General features: G+C 68.8%; 17 protein-coding genes. 11 read left to right on the plus strand and 6 right to left on the minus strand.

The window, feature by feature from the left end:
* Positions 1-17: 17 nt before the first annotated feature.
* Entirely contained in the window at positions 18-701 is a 684-nt protein-coding gene (locus ACIRGA_RS06350) for a class F sortase (protein ID WP_400937214.1), read from the minus strand.
* 11 nt (positions 702-712) lie between these two features.
* Entirely contained in the window at positions 713-2,182 is a 1,470-nt protein-coding gene (locus tag ACIRGA_RS06355) for a SpaA isopeptide-forming pilin-related protein (RefSeq protein WP_400937217.1), read from the minus strand.
* Between the two features lie 314 nt (positions 2,183-2,496).
* On the opposite strand from ACIRGA_RS06355, the gene ACIRGA_RS06360 reads away from it, so the two are divergent.
* The 5 genes from ACIRGA_RS06360 (at position 2,497) to ACIRGA_RS06380 (ending at position 7,852) form a co-directional block, all read left to right on the plus strand.
* The gene (locus ACIRGA_RS06360; RefSeq protein WP_400937220.1) at positions 2,497-3,333 is read left to right on the plus strand and encodes a Bax inhibitor-1/YccA family protein; all 837 of its coding nucleotides are present in this window, start codon (positions 2,497-2,499) and stop codon (positions 3,331-3,333) included.
* Between the two features lie 73 nt (positions 3,334-3,406).
* Positions 3,407-3,919, plus strand: a complete 513-nt coding sequence (locus ACIRGA_RS06365; protein ID WP_400937222.1) for a hypothetical protein — start codon at positions 3,407-3,409, stop codon at positions 3,917-3,919.
* Between the two features lie 111 nt (positions 3,920-4,030).
* Positions 4,031-4,612, plus strand: coding sequence for a hypothetical protein (locus ACIRGA_RS06370; RefSeq protein WP_400937223.1), 582 nt, complete (start codon positions 4,031-4,033; stop codon positions 4,610-4,612).
* A gap of 211 nt (positions 4,613-4,823) precedes the next feature.
* Entirely contained in the window at positions 4,824-6,092 is a 1,269-nt protein-coding gene (locus tag ACIRGA_RS06375) for a YeeE/YedE family protein (protein ID WP_400937225.1), read from the plus strand.
* Positions 6,093-6,316: 224 nt separating this feature from the next.
* Positions 6,317-7,852, plus strand: a complete 1,536-nt coding sequence (locus tag ACIRGA_RS06380; protein ID WP_400937228.1) for a DHA2 family efflux MFS transporter permease subunit — start codon at positions 6,317-6,319, stop codon at positions 7,850-7,852.
* Between the two features lie 99 nt (positions 7,853-7,951).
* On the opposite strand, the gene ACIRGA_RS06385 is transcribed toward ACIRGA_RS06380, so the two are convergent.
* On the minus strand, positions 7,952-9,172 hold the full coding sequence (locus ACIRGA_RS06385; RefSeq protein WP_400937231.1) for an acetyl-CoA C-acetyltransferase: 1,221 nt from the start codon (positions 9,170-9,172) through the stop codon (positions 7,952-7,954).
* 179 nt (positions 9,173-9,351) lie between these two features.
* On the opposite strand from ACIRGA_RS06385, the gene ACIRGA_RS06390 reads away from it, so the two are divergent.
* The 6 genes from ACIRGA_RS06390 (at position 9,352) to ACIRGA_RS06415 (ending at position 15,489) form a co-directional block, all read left to right on the plus strand.
* Positions 9,352-10,722, plus strand: a complete 1,371-nt coding sequence (locus tag ACIRGA_RS06390) for a cystathionine beta-synthase (protein ID WP_400937233.1) — start codon at positions 9,352-9,354, stop codon at positions 10,720-10,722.
* Positions 10,723-10,955: 233 nt separating this feature from the next.
* On the plus strand, positions 10,956-12,410 hold the full coding sequence (locus ACIRGA_RS06395; RefSeq protein WP_400937236.1) for a hypothetical protein: 1,455 nt from the start codon (positions 10,956-10,958) through the stop codon (positions 12,408-12,410).
* A 154-nt stretch (positions 12,411-12,564) separates the two neighbouring features.
* Positions 12,565-13,125, plus strand: coding sequence for a hypothetical protein (locus ACIRGA_RS06400; RefSeq protein ID WP_400937239.1), 561 nt, complete (start codon positions 12,565-12,567; stop codon positions 13,123-13,125).
* A gap of 36 nt (positions 13,126-13,161) precedes the next feature.
* The gene (locus tag ACIRGA_RS06405) at positions 13,162-13,632 is read left to right on the plus strand and encodes a hypothetical protein (RefSeq protein WP_400937242.1); all 471 of its coding nucleotides are present in this window, start codon (positions 13,162-13,164) and stop codon (positions 13,630-13,632) included.
* A 42-nt stretch (positions 13,633-13,674) separates the two neighbouring features.
* Entirely contained in the window at positions 13,675-14,280 is a 606-nt protein-coding gene (locus ACIRGA_RS06410) for a hypothetical protein (protein WP_400937245.1), read from the plus strand.
* A gap of 51 nt (positions 14,281-14,331) precedes the next feature.
* Positions 14,332-15,489 carry a cystathionine gamma-synthase gene (locus ACIRGA_RS06415; RefSeq protein ID WP_400937248.1) on the plus strand — a complete coding sequence of 386 codons (1,158 nt, stop codon included), beginning with the start codon at positions 14,332-14,334 and terminating at the stop codon, positions 15,487-15,489.
* Positions 15,490-15,620: 131 nt separating this feature from the next.
* Here the strand turns inward: ACIRGA_RS06415 and ACIRGA_RS06420 are convergent, their stop codons facing one another.
* The 3 genes from ACIRGA_RS06420 to ACIRGA_RS06430 all read right to left on the minus strand — a co-directional run bounded on the left by ACIRGA_RS06420 (position 15,621) and on the right by ACIRGA_RS06430 (position 17,333).
* On the minus strand, positions 15,621-15,899 hold the full coding sequence (locus tag ACIRGA_RS06420; protein ID WP_400937251.1) for a hypothetical protein: 279 nt from the start codon (positions 15,897-15,899) through the stop codon (positions 15,621-15,623).
* 120 nt (positions 15,900-16,019) lie between these two features.
* Positions 16,020-16,871, minus strand: coding sequence for a ferredoxin (locus ACIRGA_RS06425; RefSeq protein WP_400937254.1), 852 nt, complete (start codon positions 16,869-16,871; stop codon positions 16,020-16,022).
* 9 nt (positions 16,872-16,880) lie between these two features.
* Complete coding sequence (locus tag ACIRGA_RS06430) at positions 16,881-17,333, minus strand: hypothetical protein (RefSeq protein WP_400937256.1); 453 nt, start codon at positions 17,331-17,333, stop codon at positions 16,881-16,883.
* Between the last annotated feature and the right edge of the window lie 51 nt (positions 17,334-17,384).

The raw sequence follows: 17,384 nt of genomic DNA on the forward strand, positions 1-17,384 counted from the left end.
AAGTTACTCACGGGTAACTAGACCGGGTCGGCGATGACGACCCGGTTCTCGGCGTAGCCGGTCTCCCCGCCGACCCAGCGGCCGCCGCAGGTGACGAGGACTATCCGATGTGGACCGGACTGGCCGAACAGCTCGTCCGCCCGCTGCGGCAGCTCGTTCTTCTTCAACGTGATCAGCTGGGAGACCTTGTACTGCCAGGACTTCCCGGCCTTGTCGACCACGGTGACGGCGCCGCCGATCCGCTCGGTCCACAGTTCCGCGAAGGGGCCCGTCGCGCCCTTCCAGTTCACGTGCCCGGCGAACACGCTCGCCCCGGTGGCCGAGCTCAGCTCGGCGCCCCACCAGGTCACCTCGCCGAGATTCTCCGGCACCGGAAGCTCGGCGCCCGGCCCTAGTTCCTTGCGCACGAGTTTCGCCGCGCCGCCCGCGGGCAACCGGATCGTCCCCGGGCCTTGCGGTTTCGGGGCTTCAGGCTCCTTCGACGCCGGCGGGGCGGCCGTCGGCGTCGTCGGGACGACGTCCGGTGGGGGAGGGACCTCTTGCTGCGCGGGCGCGGCGGGCGCGCCGCCCGCGACGGAGACGGAGACGGGCTGAGCCGTCCCCGTCACCACTGTCGTCGGCGGCCAGACGATCAAGGCCGCGACGAGGTCCGCGCACAGGACCGTGACGGCTCCCAGCGCGAACCCGCGTCGTACTGACATTCCAGAACCTCTTAGCGTCGCGAAGACCGCCGCGCGGCCACGCCCACCATCACCGAACCGAGCAGCGCGAGCGCGCCGACACCGAGGATGCCGGCGGTCGACGCCGAGTTCTCGACGGTGCCCTGCATCATCGCCACCGGCCGGTCGCCGGCGGGGATGGTGCGCGGAACCTCGTTGGGCGTGTTGGCGACCTTGAGCGCCAGCGTCTCACCCGGCTTGAGCTCGCCGCAGGCGGACGGCGGATTCTTCGGGTCGAACGCGTTGGTGTACCCCGGCGGCGCGCTGACCTCGACCACGCAGATCTCCTGCGGGGTCCGCAGGTTCTCCACGGTGACCGTGCCGTTCTCGCCTTCGGTGGTGACGACGGCGGGTTTGCCGTCGGCGCCGTTGAGCGGCTTGCCGTCGTGGCCGACGGCGGCGGTGGACTTGTCCTTGGCGGTGATCCGCAGCGCGGCGCCCGCGATGCCCTTGCCGGTCTTCGCGTCGACCTTGGTCACCTGGACCTTGCCCGGCTTCGAAACGACGGCGACCCCTTGGGCCTTCAGTTCCTTCTCGCCACCGGTCGACACGACCTTCTGCACGCCGGTCTCGACGGGGAACTGCACGTACGGCCGGTCCGCGGGGGCGGAAAGCGAGCTGGCCAGCTTCGGCTGGTCACCGGTGGGCGTCACCTTGACCGTGACGGTGCCGTCTTCGCCGGTCTTCACGGTGGTGGCCTTCTCGGACTTGGCGTTCGACGTCGACGCGGGCTTGGTGCTCTCGCCGTTGTCGACGGTCGCGTTCGACGGCGTGAGCTGCACGGGCACGCCGGAGACGCCCTTGCCCTTGGCGTTCTTGACGCTGATCGTCCACTCGCCTGCGGTGCCGATGTGCTGGTCTTCCTTCGGCGGCGCGATCGCGGTGGTCCACGGACCGCGGTTGGCCTCGGCGTCCTTGGTCAGCTTCTCGACGGCCGCGGCGGCGTCGGGCTTCTGAGCCTTCAACTTGTCGAGGTGACTCTGGACGTCGTAGCCGACCTTCTCCGGGGGGAGGCTCGGCTTGAGGTCGTCGGCGGAACGCGGTTTCGACGTCCACGAGTGCAGCAGGTGCGCCAGCGCGGCGGCCTCGGCGTTGTCCTTGGTGCCGCCGTAGCGGAGCAGCAGGTAAGAGATGTTGGCGGCGGTGTCCTCGGGGAGCTTCGCGCCCCACTTGTCGAGGAGTTCGTCACCGGGCTTGTACTTCTCGTTCGTGTCCGGAGCCTTCAGCTGGAAGGAGACGCAGAACACGTGCTTCCCGTTGACGACGTACGAGCCGAGCCAGTCGCGTTCTCTGGGCTTGCTGTCGACCGTCTGGCCGGGCGTGACCTGGTAGCCGACGCCCTCCTCCTTGGCGGCCGAAGCCGGTGTCGCCGCGACGGTGGCGGACAAAGCGCCTAGCAGGCACGTCGCGATCAGGCTGGTCAAGGCGCGCGAACGCACGCTCGGGCGTGTGGTCCACCCCATGGTGTGTTGACTCCTTTGGCCGTGCTCTGCCCCGGCGCATTTACGTCGGCGCAGGCCACACGATCGATAGGTTCCCCGACACGCCTTCGGTGATTATCCGAACACGCACCGTGGAGGGTGGCCTGTGATCAGCGGTTTTGGCAAGAGGTCATCAGGTGGGGTATCGGTGAACGGTCGGTGATCTCCGCCGCATACGGTGTGGGGGATGGGCGTCGCGCCGATTATGAGTAAAGTCGTCTTTACTTCGACGGGAACCGGGCGGCCCACGCGGTCGTTGAACCCGATGCAGGTGCCAGTAGATCCAGGAGGATCAGGTGCGATCCAGTAGCAACCCGGCGTTCCGGAACCTGCCGCGTGGCGCGGCGCAGTACGGACCCAACGTAGGCTTCAACCAACCCCAGGGCGGCGTGCCCGGCTACGGCCCTCCGCAGACCTCCGCCGGCGCCGCCGACCGTCCGATGACCGTCGACGACGTCGTCATCAAGACGGCGCTGAGCCTCGGCACCGCGCTGGTGACCGGTGTGCTCACCGCGATCTGGGCGATCAGCCAGCTGCCCGTGGACGCCGCGGGCCGGGTCACCGGTATCAGCGGCGGCGTGATCGGCGCTCTCGTCGGCGGCATGATCGTCGGCCTCGTGATCTCGCTCGTCATCATCTTCAAGCAGAAGCCGAGCGGCCCGCTCACGCTGGCGTACTCGGCCGCCGAGGGTGTCTTCCTCGGTGCGATCAGCGGTCTTTTCGAAGCGCTGTACCCCGGTATCGCGCTGCAGGCGATCATCGGCACCGCGGGTGTGTTCATCGCGATGCTGGTCGTCTACAAGACCGGCGCGGTCAAGGTCACCCCGAAGCTGACGAAGTGGATCATCGGCGCCGTCGTCGGTGTCGCGATCCTGATGCTGGTCAACCTCATCACCAGCTTCTTCGGCTTCAACCCGCTGCGCGACGGCGGGCCGATCGCGATCATCTTCAGCCTCGTGGTGATCGGTGTCGCGGCGTTCAGCTTCCTGCTCGACTTCGACCAGGCCGACCGGATGATCCGCGAAGGCATGCCGTCGAAGTGGGCGTGGTTCGCCGCCTTCGGTCTGATGACCACGCTGGTCTGGCTGTACCTCGAGATCCTGCGGCTGCTGTCGTACTTCCAAAACGACTGACGCCGATTCTCCGCGAAAGGGCGCTCCGAGCGATCGGGGCGCCCTTTTCCGTGGTGACGAATACCCTGCTGGCATGACCGGACACAGGCGTTCCAAGTGGTTCTGGCTGGGCATCCTGCTGCCGGTCGCGATCGTGGTGCTCAGCGCGTCTTCGTGGGTCATCGGGTATCTCTCCAACACGGACGACATCCGGGTGGGCGACTGCTACGCGGTCACCACCTTCGGCGACGTCGACGAGGATCCGGCCAAGGCGGACTGCGGCTCTGTCGAGGCCAACGCGAAGGCCGGCGCGAAGACCGACGCCGGCGGCGCGTGCCCGGCGGGGGAGTACGACCAGCTCACCGTCGACAAGACGTTCGCCTCGTACCGGCTCTGCATGATGATCAACGCGAAGCAGGGCGACTGCCTCGAGAACTTCCTCGCCGACAGCGTGGCTTATCAGAAGGTGCCCTGCTCGGACCGCGCGAAGGACGCCGAGGTCCTGAAAGTGGTCGACGGTGTCGTGACCTGTGACGACACGGGAGCGACCGATCTCAAGAGCTACTCGACGCCGCCCTCGACGGTCTGCGTGAAGAGCCTCAAATAGGGCCCTCGACCAGGAGCTTTCACCCGTTCGGGGTCCCGGTTTATCCGGTTGATCACGGTACGTGTTTGATACCGAGGTTCTTATTCCTCTTCACACCTGTGAGGTTTCTCGGTGACCACTTCCCAGCCGGCCCCTGGGGGCCAAATGCCGGTGGGACAGCCCGACGTTTTCGGTCAGCCGTCTGCACCCAAGAAGTCCAAGCTCACTTGGCTGAGATTCGCCATCCCGGTGCTCGTCGTCGTGATCGGCGGCGGCCTGTTCCTCTTCAATTACGTCACCGGGACGGGCAGCGCCCAAGCCGGCGACTGCCTGAGCGTGACCGAGTTCTCCCGGAAGGCCGACGATCCGAAGAAGGCCGATTGCGGCGCGCAGGAGGCGAACGTCAAGATCGCCGCTCGCGTGGGCGGCGGCGAATCCTGCCCGGAGGGCGACTACGACAGCATCTCGATGTCCGGCCGGATCTCGTACAAGCTGTGCCTCATGCCCAACGCCGGACAGGGTGACTGTCTCAAGGGCTACATGTCGAAGACCGACGGCTACCAGAAGGTGTCCTGCACCGACCCCGCCAAGGACGCGGAACTGGTGAAGATCGCCAACGTCGCGGACGAGGCGTCCTGCGAGGGCACCGAAGCCAAGCGGGTGGCGACGTATTCGACGCCGCCGACCACGATCTGCATCAAGACGGCGGAGTAAACCGAAGCGCGTGAAGGCCCCCTTCCCTCGGCTCAGCTGCGGGAAGGGGGCCTTCACGCGATTCCGGGGGAGCAAGGGACCTTTGCTACCACCCGCCATCCGGCCGCGTCGGAGCCGCCGTTCGTCGCACAGTGTGGGACGGGCTGCGATCGGGTGGTCACCGGTCCTAACGTTGCTCGTCCCCCACCCCGCCGATCGATCTGGAGTCCAGGTGGCGACGACGGAAACCCAAGCCGGTGAGAAGAAGCTCCTCGACTTCCCGACCTCCTGTGCCGCCCCGGTCCCGCGACCGGAAGAGCCGGTCAAGGTCGTGCCGCTGGCGGTCGCGGGTGCCCTCGCGGTCGGACTGACGTGGTACGTCTGGGCCGCGCACGGGGCGAAGTTCGGGGTCCTGCTCATCCTCGGCCTGCTGCTCGGCCTTGCGCTCTTCCACTCCCGGTTCGGCTTCACTTCGGCCTGGCGCCAGCTGATCGCGGTCGGGAACGGCCAGGGACTGCGGGCGCACACGCTGCTGCTCGGCACGGCCGCGACGTTGATCGCGCTGATCGTGGGCACCGGCTCCGGTCTCTTCGGCAGCACACCGAAGCCGACCGCGGGCGGGCTGGGGCTCGCGCTGTTCGTCGGCGCGACGATCTTCGCCATCGGCATGCAGCTGGGCGGCGCTTGCGCGTCGGGAACGCTGTTCGCCGTCGGTTCCGGGCAGTCGACGATCGTGCTGACCCTCGGCGGCTTCATCACAGGATCGGTCCTCTACACGTGGGCCTATCCGCTGCTGTCGGGCTGGCCCGAGTTCAAGGGCGTCCTGCTCGCCGACCACGTCGGCTGGTTCGGTTCGTGGGTGATCACCGTCGCCGTCCTCGCCGCGATCGTGCTGGGGACGCGGTTCGTGCAGAAGCGCCGCAACCCGCCGCCGGTCGACGTCGTCCCGACCGCGCGCGGGTTCGCCCGGATCTACCGCGGTTCCTGGCCGGTCCTCGTCGGTGCCGTCGTCCTCGGGGTGCTGGCGGGCGCGGTCTTCCTGGTCTCCGGCGGGATCTGGGGCGTCACGAGCGCGTTCAGCCTGTGGGGCGCCAAGATCCTGCAGGTGTTCGGCCTGCACCCCGAGACGTGGGAGTTCTGGCGGCTCAAGGCGAACGCGGCTTCGCTGGCCGGGCCGATCTGGAAGGACAAGAACAGCCTCACCGACATCGGCATCATGATCGGCGCGGGAGTGGCGGCCGCGGCGGCGGGAGCGTGGAAAATCCACAGCTCGATCCCGTGGCGGACCGCCGTCGCCGCGGTGCTCGGCGGGATCCTGATGGGCGTCGGCGCGCGGATGGCGGGCGGCTGCAACATCGGTGCCTACCTCGGCGGTATCTCGGTCGGCAGCCTGCACGGCTGGCTGTGGGGCGTCTTCGCGCTCGGTGGCACCTGGATCGGGCTCAAGCTGCGGCCGCTGTTCGGTCTCGGCAATCCGGCCCCGACGGACAGCGTCTGCTGATCACTCTTCGTGACACCTTGTACGCGGGTCTGCCCTTTCGGCCCGCATACAGGGAAAAAGTTGGCAGGTAAAACCCGTGTTCGGCTACCCTCGGCTACATACCCGAGCTTGCGCCTTGACGCACAAGCTCGGTTGGGGAAGGCCCGGCGCTGTGCCGGGCGTCGATTCCGTAGCCGCGACCACGGGGGTCGTCGCGTCCACTCAGTAACAGGGACGGACTTTTCATGTCAACGCAAAGCCCGGCCGCACCGGGCGGCGACAAACTCGACGCGGGCGTGCTCAAGGTCGCCGGCGTCGTCATCCTCGGCGCGATCATGGCGATCCTCGACACGACGGTCGTCAACGTCGCGCTCCAGAAACTGACCATCGAGTTCCAGACCTCGTTCGACACCATCCAGTGGATCGCGACCGGTTACATGCTCGCCCTGGCGACGGTCATCCCGATCACCGGCTGGGCTTCGGACCGGTTCGGCACCAAGCGGCTCTACATGACCGCGATCGGGCTGTTCCTGATCGGCTCGATGCTCGCCGGGATGGCCTGGGACGTCGAATCGCTGATCGTCTTCCGGATCCTGCAGGGCTTCGGCGGCGGCATGCTGATGCCCGCCGGAATGACGATCCTGACCAGGGCCGCCGGCCCGCACCGGATCGGGCGGGTGATGGGCGTGCTCGGCGTGCCGATGCTGCTCGGCCCGATCGGCGGCCCGATCCTCGGCGGCTGGCTGGTCGACGCGGTGAGCTGGCGCTGGATCTTCTACATCAACGTGCCGATCGGCCTGATCACCATGGCGATGGCCTGGCGCCTGCTGCCGAAGGACCGGCCGGAACCCAGTGAGCGGTTCGACTTCGTCGGCATGCTGATGGTCTCGCCGGGTCTGGCGGCGCTGATCTTCGGGGTTTCGAACATCCCGTCGGCGGGCGGTGTCGGCGCGGTGGACGTCTGGCTGCCCGCGCTGGCCGGGATCGCGTTGCTGGTGGCGTTCGTGTTCCGGGCGAACCGGGTCACGAACCCGCTGCTCGACCTGAAGCTGTTCAAGAACCGGTCGTTCTCGGTCGCCATGGTGACGATGACGTTCTTCTGTGTCGCGTTCTTCGGCGCGATGCTGCTCCTGCCGACGTACTTCGTGCTGGCACGCGGCGAATCGGCGATGAACGCCGGCCTGCTGCTCGCCCCGCAGGGCGTCGGCGCGATGCTGACCATGCCGATCGCGGGCCGTTTCGCGGACAAGATCGGCGCGCGGAAGATCGTGCTGCCCGGTCTCGTGCTGATGCTCGCCGGGTTGATCGCCTTCACCCAGATCACCGCGGCGACGCCGTACTGGCTGCTGCTTTCGGCGCTGTTCGTGATGGGGCTCGGCATGGGCGCGACGATGATGCCGATCACTTCGGCCGCGTTGCAGACGCTCAAGCCGCAGGACATGGCGAAGGCGTCGACGGCGACGAACATCCTGCAGCAGACCGCCGGGGCGATCGGTTCGGCGGTGCTGTCGATCATCCTGGCGGCGTTGCTGGCCGGGAAGTTCGGCGTCCCGACCGCGCAGGGCCAGCTGGCCGCGACGGCGGCGGTGATGAACCCGGCGACGCGCGAAGCGGCTTCGGGACTGACCGCGGACGCGTTCTCGACGACGTTCCTGTGGTCGATGATCCTGCTCGCGCTGTGCCTGATCCCGGCGGCGTTCCTGCCGAAGACCAGGCCCGCGCTGCCGGAGGGCACGGCCGACGGTGAGGTCGCGGCGGCACCGCCGATCATGACTCACTAGGCACGGAAAAGAGAGCAAGGGACCTTTGCTATCACTCGCTTAGCGTGGCTAAGCAATCGATAGCAAAGGTCCCTTGCTCTCTTTCCGCAGGTCAGAGGGTCAGGAGAGGCGCTCCAGTACCATCGCCATGCCCTGGCCGCCACCGACGCACATCGTCTCGAGGCCGAACTGCTTGTCGTGGTGCTGCAGCGAGTTGATCAGCGTCGAGGTGATCCGCGCGCCGGTCATGCCGAACGGGTGGCCGACGGCGATCGCGCCGCCGTTGACGTTCAGCTTGTCGAGGTCGATCCCGAGGTCCTTGTACGACGGGATGACCTGCGCGGCGAACGCCTCGTTGATCTCGACGAGGTCGATGTCGCCGATGGACATCCCGGCGCGCGCGAGCGCCTGCTTCGACGCCTCGACCGGGCCGTAGCCCATGATCTCCGGCGACAGACCGGAAACGCCGGTGGAGACGACGCGGGCGAGCGGCGTCAGCCCCAGCTCGCGAGCCTTGGTGTCGGACATGATGATCACCGCGGCGGCGCCGTCGTTGAGCGGGCAGCAGTTGCCCGCGGTGATACGGCCGTCGGGGCGGAAGACCGGCTTGAGACCGGACACGCCTTCGAGGGTGACGCCGGCGCGCGGGCCGTCGTCCTTCGAGACCACCGTGCCGTCGGGCAGGGTGACCGGGGTGATGTCCTTGGCCCAGAAGCCGTCGGCGATGGCCTTCTCGGCGAGGTTCTGCGAACGGACGCCGAACTCGTCCATCTCCTCACGCGACACGTTCTTCAGCCGCGCCAGGTTTTCGGCGGTCTGGCCCATCGCGATGTAGACGTCCGGCAGGGCGCCGTTCTCGCGCGGGTCGGTCCAGCCGTCGGCGCCTTCGGCCGCGACCTGCGCGGTGCGGGCCTCGGCGTCGGCGAACAGCGGGTTGTGCGTGTTCGGCCAGGAGTCCGAGCTTCCATTGGCGAAGCGGGACACGGTCTCGACACCGGCGGAGATGAACACATCGCCTTCGCCTGCCTTGATCGCGTGCAGCGCCATGCGGGTGGTCTGGAGGCTGGAGGAGCAGTACCGCGTGATCGTGCAGCCGGGAAGGTGGTCGTAGCCGAGTTCGACGGCGACGGCGCGGCCCATGTTGAAGCCCTGCTCGCCGCCGGGGAGACCACAGCCCAGCATGAGGTCTTCGATCTGGGCCGGGTCGAGTTCGGGGACCTTGTCGAGCGCGGCGCGGACCATCTGCACGGTGAGGTCGTCCGGGCGGATGCTCACCAGCGATCCCTTGCCGGCGCGGCCGATCGGGGATCGGGCGGTGGAGACGATGACGGCTTCGGGCATGGAACGACACTCCCTTGTTTTCGATCCAGACGCGCTAAGCGGTTGCTCACCTCGCATCCTCCACCGGAGGGACGTGCGGGTCAAAGGCGAACGCGACCCACGCCACTCTCCGAAAGTGCGGTTTTCCCGCCGCCCGGTTGAGTGGACACAGCACGACCTGCGGCGTTTAGGCTGTGGGAGTGGAATACGTCGAGCACATCGTGGACCTCGTGGGCAACACCCCTCTGGTCAAGCTGAACGCACTGGCCGAGGGGCTGCAGCCGCTCATCCTGGCCAAGGTCGAGTACGTCAACCCCGGCGGCAGCGTCAAGGACCGCATCGCGCTGCGGATGATCGAAGCCGCGGAGCGTTCCGGCGAACTGAAGCCCGGCGGCACCATCGTCGAGCCGACGTCCGGCAACACCGGCGTCGGGCTGGCCATGGTGGCGCAGCGCAAGGGCTACAAGTGCGTGTTCGTCTGCCCGGACAAGGTCAGCGAGGACAAGCGCAACGTGCTCAAGGCCTACGGCGCCCGCGTCGTGGTTTGCCCGACGGCGGTGGCGCCGGAGCACCCGGACTCGTACTACAACGTCTCCGACCGCCTCGTGCGTGAGATCGAGGGCGCCTGGAAGCCGAACCAGTACGCCAACCCCGAGAACCCCGCCAGTCACTACCACTCGACCGGCCCGGAGCTCTGGAGCCAGACCGAGGGCAAGATCACGCACTTCGTCGCGGGCGTCGGCACGGGCGGCACGATCTCGGGCACCGGCAAGTACCTCAAGGAGGTCAGCGACGGCCGCGTCCAGGTCATCGGCGCCGACCCCGAAGGCTCGGTGTACTCCGGCGGGACCGGGCGGCCGTACCTGGTCGAGGGCGTCGGCGAGGACTTCTGGCCGGACACCTACGACCGTGACATCGCCGACCGCATCATCGCGGTGTCGGACGCGGACTCCTTCGACATCACCCGCCGCCTCGCGCTCGAAGAGGGGCTGCTCGTCGGCGGTTCGTGCGGGATGGCCGTCGCCGCCGCGCTCAAGCTCGCCGAGGGCCTCGGCCCGGACGACGTCGTCGTCGTGCTCCTGCCCGACGGCGGCCGCGGCTACCTCACCAAGGTGTTCAACGACAGCTGGATGTCCTCCTACGGCTTCCTGCCTCCGGACTCCAGCGGCGCGACCGTCGGCGACGTCCTGATGAAGAAGAGCGGCTCGCTGCCCAACCTCGTGCACAGTCACCCGAACGAGACCGTCGCCGAAGCGGTGGCGATCCTTTCGGAGTTCGGTGTCAGCCAGATGCCCGTGGTCAGCGCGGAGCCGCCGGTCATGGCGGCCGAGGTCGTGGGCGCGGTCAACGAACGCGACCTGCTCGAGGCGCTCTTCACCGGCAAAGCCCAGCTCGCCGACCGGCTCGAGCAGCACATGTCGCCCCCGCTTCCGACCATCGGCGCCGGTGAACAGGTCGGCGCGGCGATGAACGCGCTCTCGGGCGCCGACGGCGCGCTGGTGCTGGTCGACGGCAAACCGGCGGGCGTCGTCACCCGGCACGACCTGCTCGCGTTTCTCGCGGGACGGTAAAGAGGCATTTCATCGGATGGTCGGGCCGGGGCGTTACGAGCGGCCCACCCGGCTATCCGATAGCGTGTCCGGTGAGTTGAACTTTTATGTCCTCGTCAAGGGGGTTCAAGACCCAAATGAGTGCTCCGCAGCCACCGAATCAGCCTTGGGGTGGCGCCCAGCCACCGCAGGGACCCCCGAGTGGCCCTCAGCCGCAGCAAGACAACCCGTTCGGTTCCCCGGAACCGACCCAGGTGGTGCAGCCCGGCCAGCCGGCCCAGCCCGACTACGGGCAGCCGCAGTACGGCCAGCAGCCCTCCTATGAGCAACAGCAGCCCCAGGGCGGCGGGTTCGGCGACACGCCGGAGCCCACGCAGGTCGTGCAGCCGGTCCAGCCGGGTTCGAGCGACGCGAACGCGACCCAGGTTGTGCAGCCGGTGAGCGGTGGCGGGGAAAGCCCCACCGCCGAGTCCACCCAGCTCGTGCCGCCGGGTTCGCAGCCGCCCGCCATCCCGTACGCCCCGCCGCCGAGCGCGGCCGACAACCCGGCCGCCGGTTCCTACGGCGCCCAGGGTGGCGGCTTCGGTCAGCAGCAGGGCTTCGGCGGTTCCCAGCAAGGCGGGTTCGACCCGTCGCAGGGCCAGCAGCAGCCTGGTTTCGGTCAGCCGCAGCAGGGCTTCGGCGGGCCGCCGCAGGGCGGCTTCGGCCAGCAGCCCGGTTTCGGCGGGCCGCCGCAGGGCTACAGCCCCGCGAGCGCCGGCGGGGGCGGCGGGAACCCGATGTTCGGGTTCATCGCCGGCGGTGTCGTGGCGTTGCTCGGCCTGATCGCCTTGATCGTGTCGTTCGTCTACTTCGGTGACGCCAGCGACTACTCGAAGATCTTCGACAGCGCCCCGAACCAGGAACAGATCGACAAGTTCCTCGACGAGGCCGGGGTGGCCGGTCCGGGCGCGACCTGGTTCTACGTGATCATGCTTCTGGTCGGATCGCTCGTTTCGATCGCCGGCGGTGTGGGGCTCGCCCTCGCGGGCAAGCTCCCAGGCACGGTGAAGAAGATCGCGCCGATCGTCGTCGCCGCGGGTGGCGCGCTGCTGGTGCTGTTCGGCGTGCTCCTGCTCAGCGGTTCGACCCCGTCGTCGGACTTCCTGGACAAGCTGCCGCCGTCCGCCAGGGAAGGCGCCGGTATCGGCGGTGGCCTGCTGCACCTGCTCCTCGGCATCGTGATCCTGATCGTCGGTGTGCTGGGCCTGATCCCGGCGACCGCGCAGTTCGTCGGCCTCGGTGGCGGCGGTTCGGTGCTGGGTGCCCCGCAGAGCGGCCAGCCCGGTGGTTTCGGCGGTCCGCCGCAGGGCGGCGGCTTCGGCCAGCCGGGCCAGCAGCCCGGTCAGCCGGGTCAGCAGCCCGGTCAGCCGGGTCAGTACGGCCAGCCGCAGGGCGGTTTCGGTCAGCCCGGGCAGCCCGGCCCGTCTTCGGGTGGTTTCCCGCAGCAGGGTCAGCCCGGTGGTTTCGGCCAGCAGCCTGGCCAGCAGGGTCCGCCCAGCGGCGGGTTCGCCCAGCCGGGTCAGCCGCAGCAGCAGGGTGGCTTCGGCCAGCCGCCGCAGCAGGGTCAGCCCGGCGGTTTCGGGCAGCAGCCCGGCCAGCAGGGTCCGCCCAGCGGCGGTTTCGGCCAGCCGGGCCAGCAGCCCGGTCAGCCCCCGCAGCAGTGGTGATTCGCCGCCACTGAACGGTTTCGTTCGGAACACCCCCGGCCCGCGGCCGGGGGTGTTCCGTTTCTCCGGGGTATGCCGATTCGCCTGCCACGGCCTGGGCCCGCGGGCTAGGGTGAGCGCCGTTGACCGCCCAACCTGGCTCGACGGGAGCGACGTGACCGGTCCGTACGGATATCCCGCCCACCAGCCCGGACCGCCAGGTTTCGGGTATCCCGCACCGCAGGCCAAGCCGTCCGGGGCGACGGCGATCATCGCCGCGGTGCTCGGACTCGTCGGGGCCCTCGCGTCCGGTTACCTCCCGATCCGCTACTTCATCGAGCTCCCGTCGGGGTTCAGCCTCTCGAACCTGCCCGGATTCGCGCTCGTCGAGCTGGTGCTGTACCTGGTCGCCGCGCTGTTCCTGCTGATGGGCGCGTTGACGACGTTCTTCCGTTCGCTGATCGGCGCCATCCTGCTGATCCTCGGCTCGCTGCTCGCCATCCTGTCCGTCGTGCTGGAGCCGATCGCGTTCCGCGTGCCGTACCGGATCCACCTCGACATCCTGTTCCGGTTCGCGACCTTCGACGGCGTTCTCCGGCTGGTCATGGTCGTGTTCGGCCTGGTGGCGCTGCTGCTGGCGGTGCTCCCGCCGACGTTCAGGTACCTGCGCTGGCGGCCTGCCCCGGTGCAGCCGTATCGGCCGCGGAATCAGGTTCCCCCACAGGGCGGATGGTGAGATCCTGAGCCGTCCGGCTCGGCTTGGGGGAGTTCGATGAGTCAGAACCAGTCTTCGGGGACCGCGATCGGCGCGGCCGTCCTCGCCTTCCTGTGCGGCATGCGGTACTTGTCCGAGGCGGGCGCCTTCGTCGTGCAGCTCGTCTTTCTCGAGCCGGCTCCCCAGTACCTCGTCGGAACGGCGTGGAACGGGGCACTGACGGCGACCCTGTTCGTCGGCGGCATCCTGTTGCTGCTGCGCAGGACGCTCGGCCGCGCTCTCGTCGCCGCCGGGGCGGCGCTCGCGCTGGCGGCGACGTTGTTCGCGAACGGTGCGGTCGGCGCCTACTTCTTCGCCGAGGTGGACGGAGAGGCGCTGGTGGCGGCGGACGAGGTCGCGTTCGTCCTGTTCGTGATGACCCTCTCCTCTCTGGTGCTGTCGGTGATCCGGCCGACTTCGGACTGGCTGGAGGGAAAGCGGAGTGACGACGAAGAGCCGTCGAAGCAGGATCGGCTTCCCGGCTGGTAGCCGGGGCGGCAGAATGAGCCAAGGATTTCGGCAGGGGGAGAAATGACTTACCAGCACTACCCGCCGCAGGGCGGATACCCGGCACCCGGTGCCTACCCGCCGCCGGGAATGGCGCGGCAACCGAGCGGCGCGACCGGGATCATCGCCGGGATCTTCGCGATCCTCGGCGGGCTCTGGTTCCTCGCCGGAACCGTCACCCACGTCATCGAGCTCTCCCATTTCGTCATGTCGTTCCTCGTGGTCGGCGCGGCGCTGGACCTCGTCAGCGCGGCTCTGCTCTTGGGCGGCGGGATCCTGCTGCTCCTGCGCAAGCGCGCCGGGCGAGTGCTCACCGTGATCGGAGCCGCGTCCGCGATCGGGTTCGTGGCGCTGACCTTCCTGCTCCGCGCGATCGGCTCGCATTTCTACTTCTCGTACGGCGGGGTGACCCTGTACTTCGGCTTCGGCTGGCTGCTCTTCGTGGTCCTGATCCCGGCGATCGTGACCCTCGTGCTGGCGCTGATCCCGCCGACGGCGCGCTGGCTGGCGGCCAAGAACACGGCCGCGGGCGCCGGGCAGCCGCCGAACTTCGGCTACCCGCCGCCGCAGCCCGGATACCCGTCCGCTCCCGGTGCCCAGCAGCAGGGACAGCCACCCGGGCAGTGGTGAATTCAATCCCAGACGATGGGATCTCGAGCGGGTGGCCGTACCCTTGAAGGTATGGCCGACGATTACTCTCTGCTGGGCTTCGAGACGCGCGCGATCCACGCCGGGCAGACCCCTGATCCCCGGACCGGCGCGGTCATCGTGCCGATCTACCAGACCTCGACCTACGCGCAGGACGGCGTCGGCGGCACGCGCGAAGGCGACTACGAGTACTCCCGCACCGCGAACCCCACGCGCACCGCGCTGGAGGTCGCGCTCGCGGCGCTCGAAGGCGCGCGGCACGGTCTGGCGTACGCGTCGGGGATGGCGGCCAGCGACGTCCTGCTCCGGGCGACCCTGCGGCCCGGAGACCACCTCGTGCTCGGCAACGACGCGTACGGCGGCACGTTCCGGCTGATCGACAAGGTGCTCAGCCTGTGGGGCGTCGAGCACACGGTCGCCGACCTGGGGAACATCGCCGAGGTCCGGGCGGCGATCCGGCCCGAGACGAAGCTGATCTGGTGCGAGTCGCCGACGAACCCGATGCTGGGGATCGCCGACATCGCCGCGCTGGCCGAGGTCGCGCACGGCGCCGGGGCCCGCCTGGTCGTCGACAACACCTTCGCCACCCCGTACCTGCAGAACCCGCTTTCGCTGGGTGCCGACGTCGTCCTGCACTCGACGACCAAGTACCTCGGCGGGCACTCCGACGTCGTCGGCGGCGCGATCCTGACGAACGAGGACGAGCTGCGCGAGCAGCTGTTCTACCTGCGCAACGCCGCGGGCGCGGTGCCCGGACCGTTCGACGCGTGGCTGACCCTGCGCGGGATCAAGACGCTCGCGCTGCGGATGGAGCGGCACAGCGACAACGCCGAACTGATCGCCCGGATGCTGCTGAAGCACCCGAAGGTCGAGCGCGTCTACTACCCGGGCCTGCCGGAGCACCCCGGCCACGAGGTCGCCTCGAAGCAGATGCGGCGCTTCGGCGGGATGATCTCGTTCACCCACGTCGACGGCGAGCAGGCCGCTCTCGAAGCCGCGTCGAAGACGAAGCTGTTCATCCTCGCGGAGTCGCTGGGCGGGATCGAGTCGCTCATCGAGCACCCGGGCCGGATGACTCACGCGAGCACCGCCGGGTCGACCCTGGAGGTGCCGGACAACCTGCTGCGCCTGTCCGTCGGCATCGAGGACGGCAGCGACCTGGTCGACGATCTGGTCAAGGCCCTGGGCTGACCGCCGCCGAGCCCAGAGCGTGAGCAAGGGACCTTTGCTGTCGTTCGCGTAGCCATGCTAAGCAAATGACAGCAAAGGTCCCTTGCTCTCTTCGCGCTGGTCAGCGCGGTGTGGTGGGAGGAAGCGCCCGGTTACGGGCGGAAGTTGCTGGGGGTCGCGCCGGTCTTCGCGTCCGCCTCGTGCGAAGTCCCCTGCGGCGCGGCGGGCAGCTCCGAGCCGTCGACGCAGCCGCCGACGAGCTCGATGTGGTTGTCGTGCCGGATGTACTGGCCCGGATCCACGCAGCCGGCGCGGTCGACCGTGTACACGGCGGCGCCGGTCAGCAGCGCGGCCGAGGTGAGCGCCAGCACGACCGGGAGCATCCCGGCGGAACGGGTCGCCCGGACCCTGCCGATGTTCCCCCGTGCCATATGCGCTCCCTGGTCGCCTACGCCGCCGCCGTCAAGAGTACCCGGACCGCGAACCTGTCCTGTGACGTATCCGTCAGGTGGCATCATCCGGCCGCGAATCGGCCCGCGAATCACCGGGTCCTAAGTGGACGGTTGTCCGGTGATCGCGGCGACCGCGAGTTCGCGTTCGGGCTCTCCGACCTCGGGCAGGGTGAACCGCAGGGCCCGGATGTGACCGAGCAGCTCGGGATCGGGCGCCACGTCGTGCTCACGCAGGTAGTAGGCGACCGCGCCCGGCCAGTACCACCGGCCGTCCGTGCGGAAGTTCAACGGCACCAACGGTTCCCTGTCGGGATCGAAGGCGTCGGCGTCGTAGGTTCGCGACGCGAGCACGACCGGCGCGCCGTCGAGGTACTCCAGTACGCGGTCCCGCTCGGCGGGGGACAGCGGCTCACGGTTCACCACCGGGCGCCCCGACTCGTCGAGGCCGTCGTAGACCCGCGGCGATTTCAAGGCTTCCGGCGCTTCCGCGGGCGGGGTGGCCGCCGGTGCGGGCTCCATGCCTGCCCGTTGCCGCAACCACGGCGGGATGCTCTCCTCGGCGCGCGGGAAGAACCGCAGTTCGTCCTGGAAGCCGATCGGAGGCGGCGCCTGACGCCACGGCGGCTCCACATCCGCGAGGAAATCCGTGCTGAGCACGGTCGCCGAGCCGTAGACCAGGATCGCGCTCAGCCAGGTCCCGCGGCCGGGCTGGTACATCCCCGCCCGCAGGTTCCCGAGCAGCTGCACGGCTTCCGGACTCGGCTGCGCCGGGCGCGGCAGACCGTCCTGACCGGTGACGAGCAGGTCGACCTCGACATGCCTGCCCGCCGCCCGGTACTCGACGCGCATCTGCTGCCAGCCGGGCGGCAACGGCGTCGCGAGGGCATGGCCGATCTGCCAGACGAGCTGCTGTTGCTGCTGCTGGTTCAACGGCGCCGGCGGCTGGGTCATCGTTCTTCCTCAGTCGGTCTTGGCGCCGGAGGCGGCCAATCCACGCTTGAACCAGTCCGGCATGAACGCCTCGCCGCGGGGAAAGCGTTCCTGCTCCAGTGCGAACTCGTCCGGGGACGGGTACGGCTGGAAGTCGGGCTCGTTCTGCCAGTTGTACTGCACGCGGAACCGGGACGGAGGTTCGATGACGAGCCTGGCCGAGAACCAGGTTCCTTCGCCTTCTTGGTACATGCCGCCGCGCAGGCGCTGGAACATGCGCCACGTCTCGACGGACGGTTCCCACACCTGGTAGGTGCCGTTCGGGTCGAGCACGCCGACCGCGACGTCGATGTTCTTGCCGACCACCCGGTAGTCCAGCACCACCTCACGCCAGCCCGGCGGCAAAGCGCCGACCACCGACAAGGTGATCTCGCCGAGAAGCTCGTTCTGCGCGATGGGGTCGAGCTGAGGCCATTGAGCCATCCGGTAAATCCTCCTCGTGGTCACCGCTGGAGTAGCGATGACCCATCATGG

This window comes from Amycolatopsis sp. NPDC102389 (genome assembly GCF_044765885.1).
Classification (GTDB): domain Bacteria; phylum Actinomycetota; class Actinomycetes; order Mycobacteriales; family Pseudonocardiaceae; genus Amycolatopsis.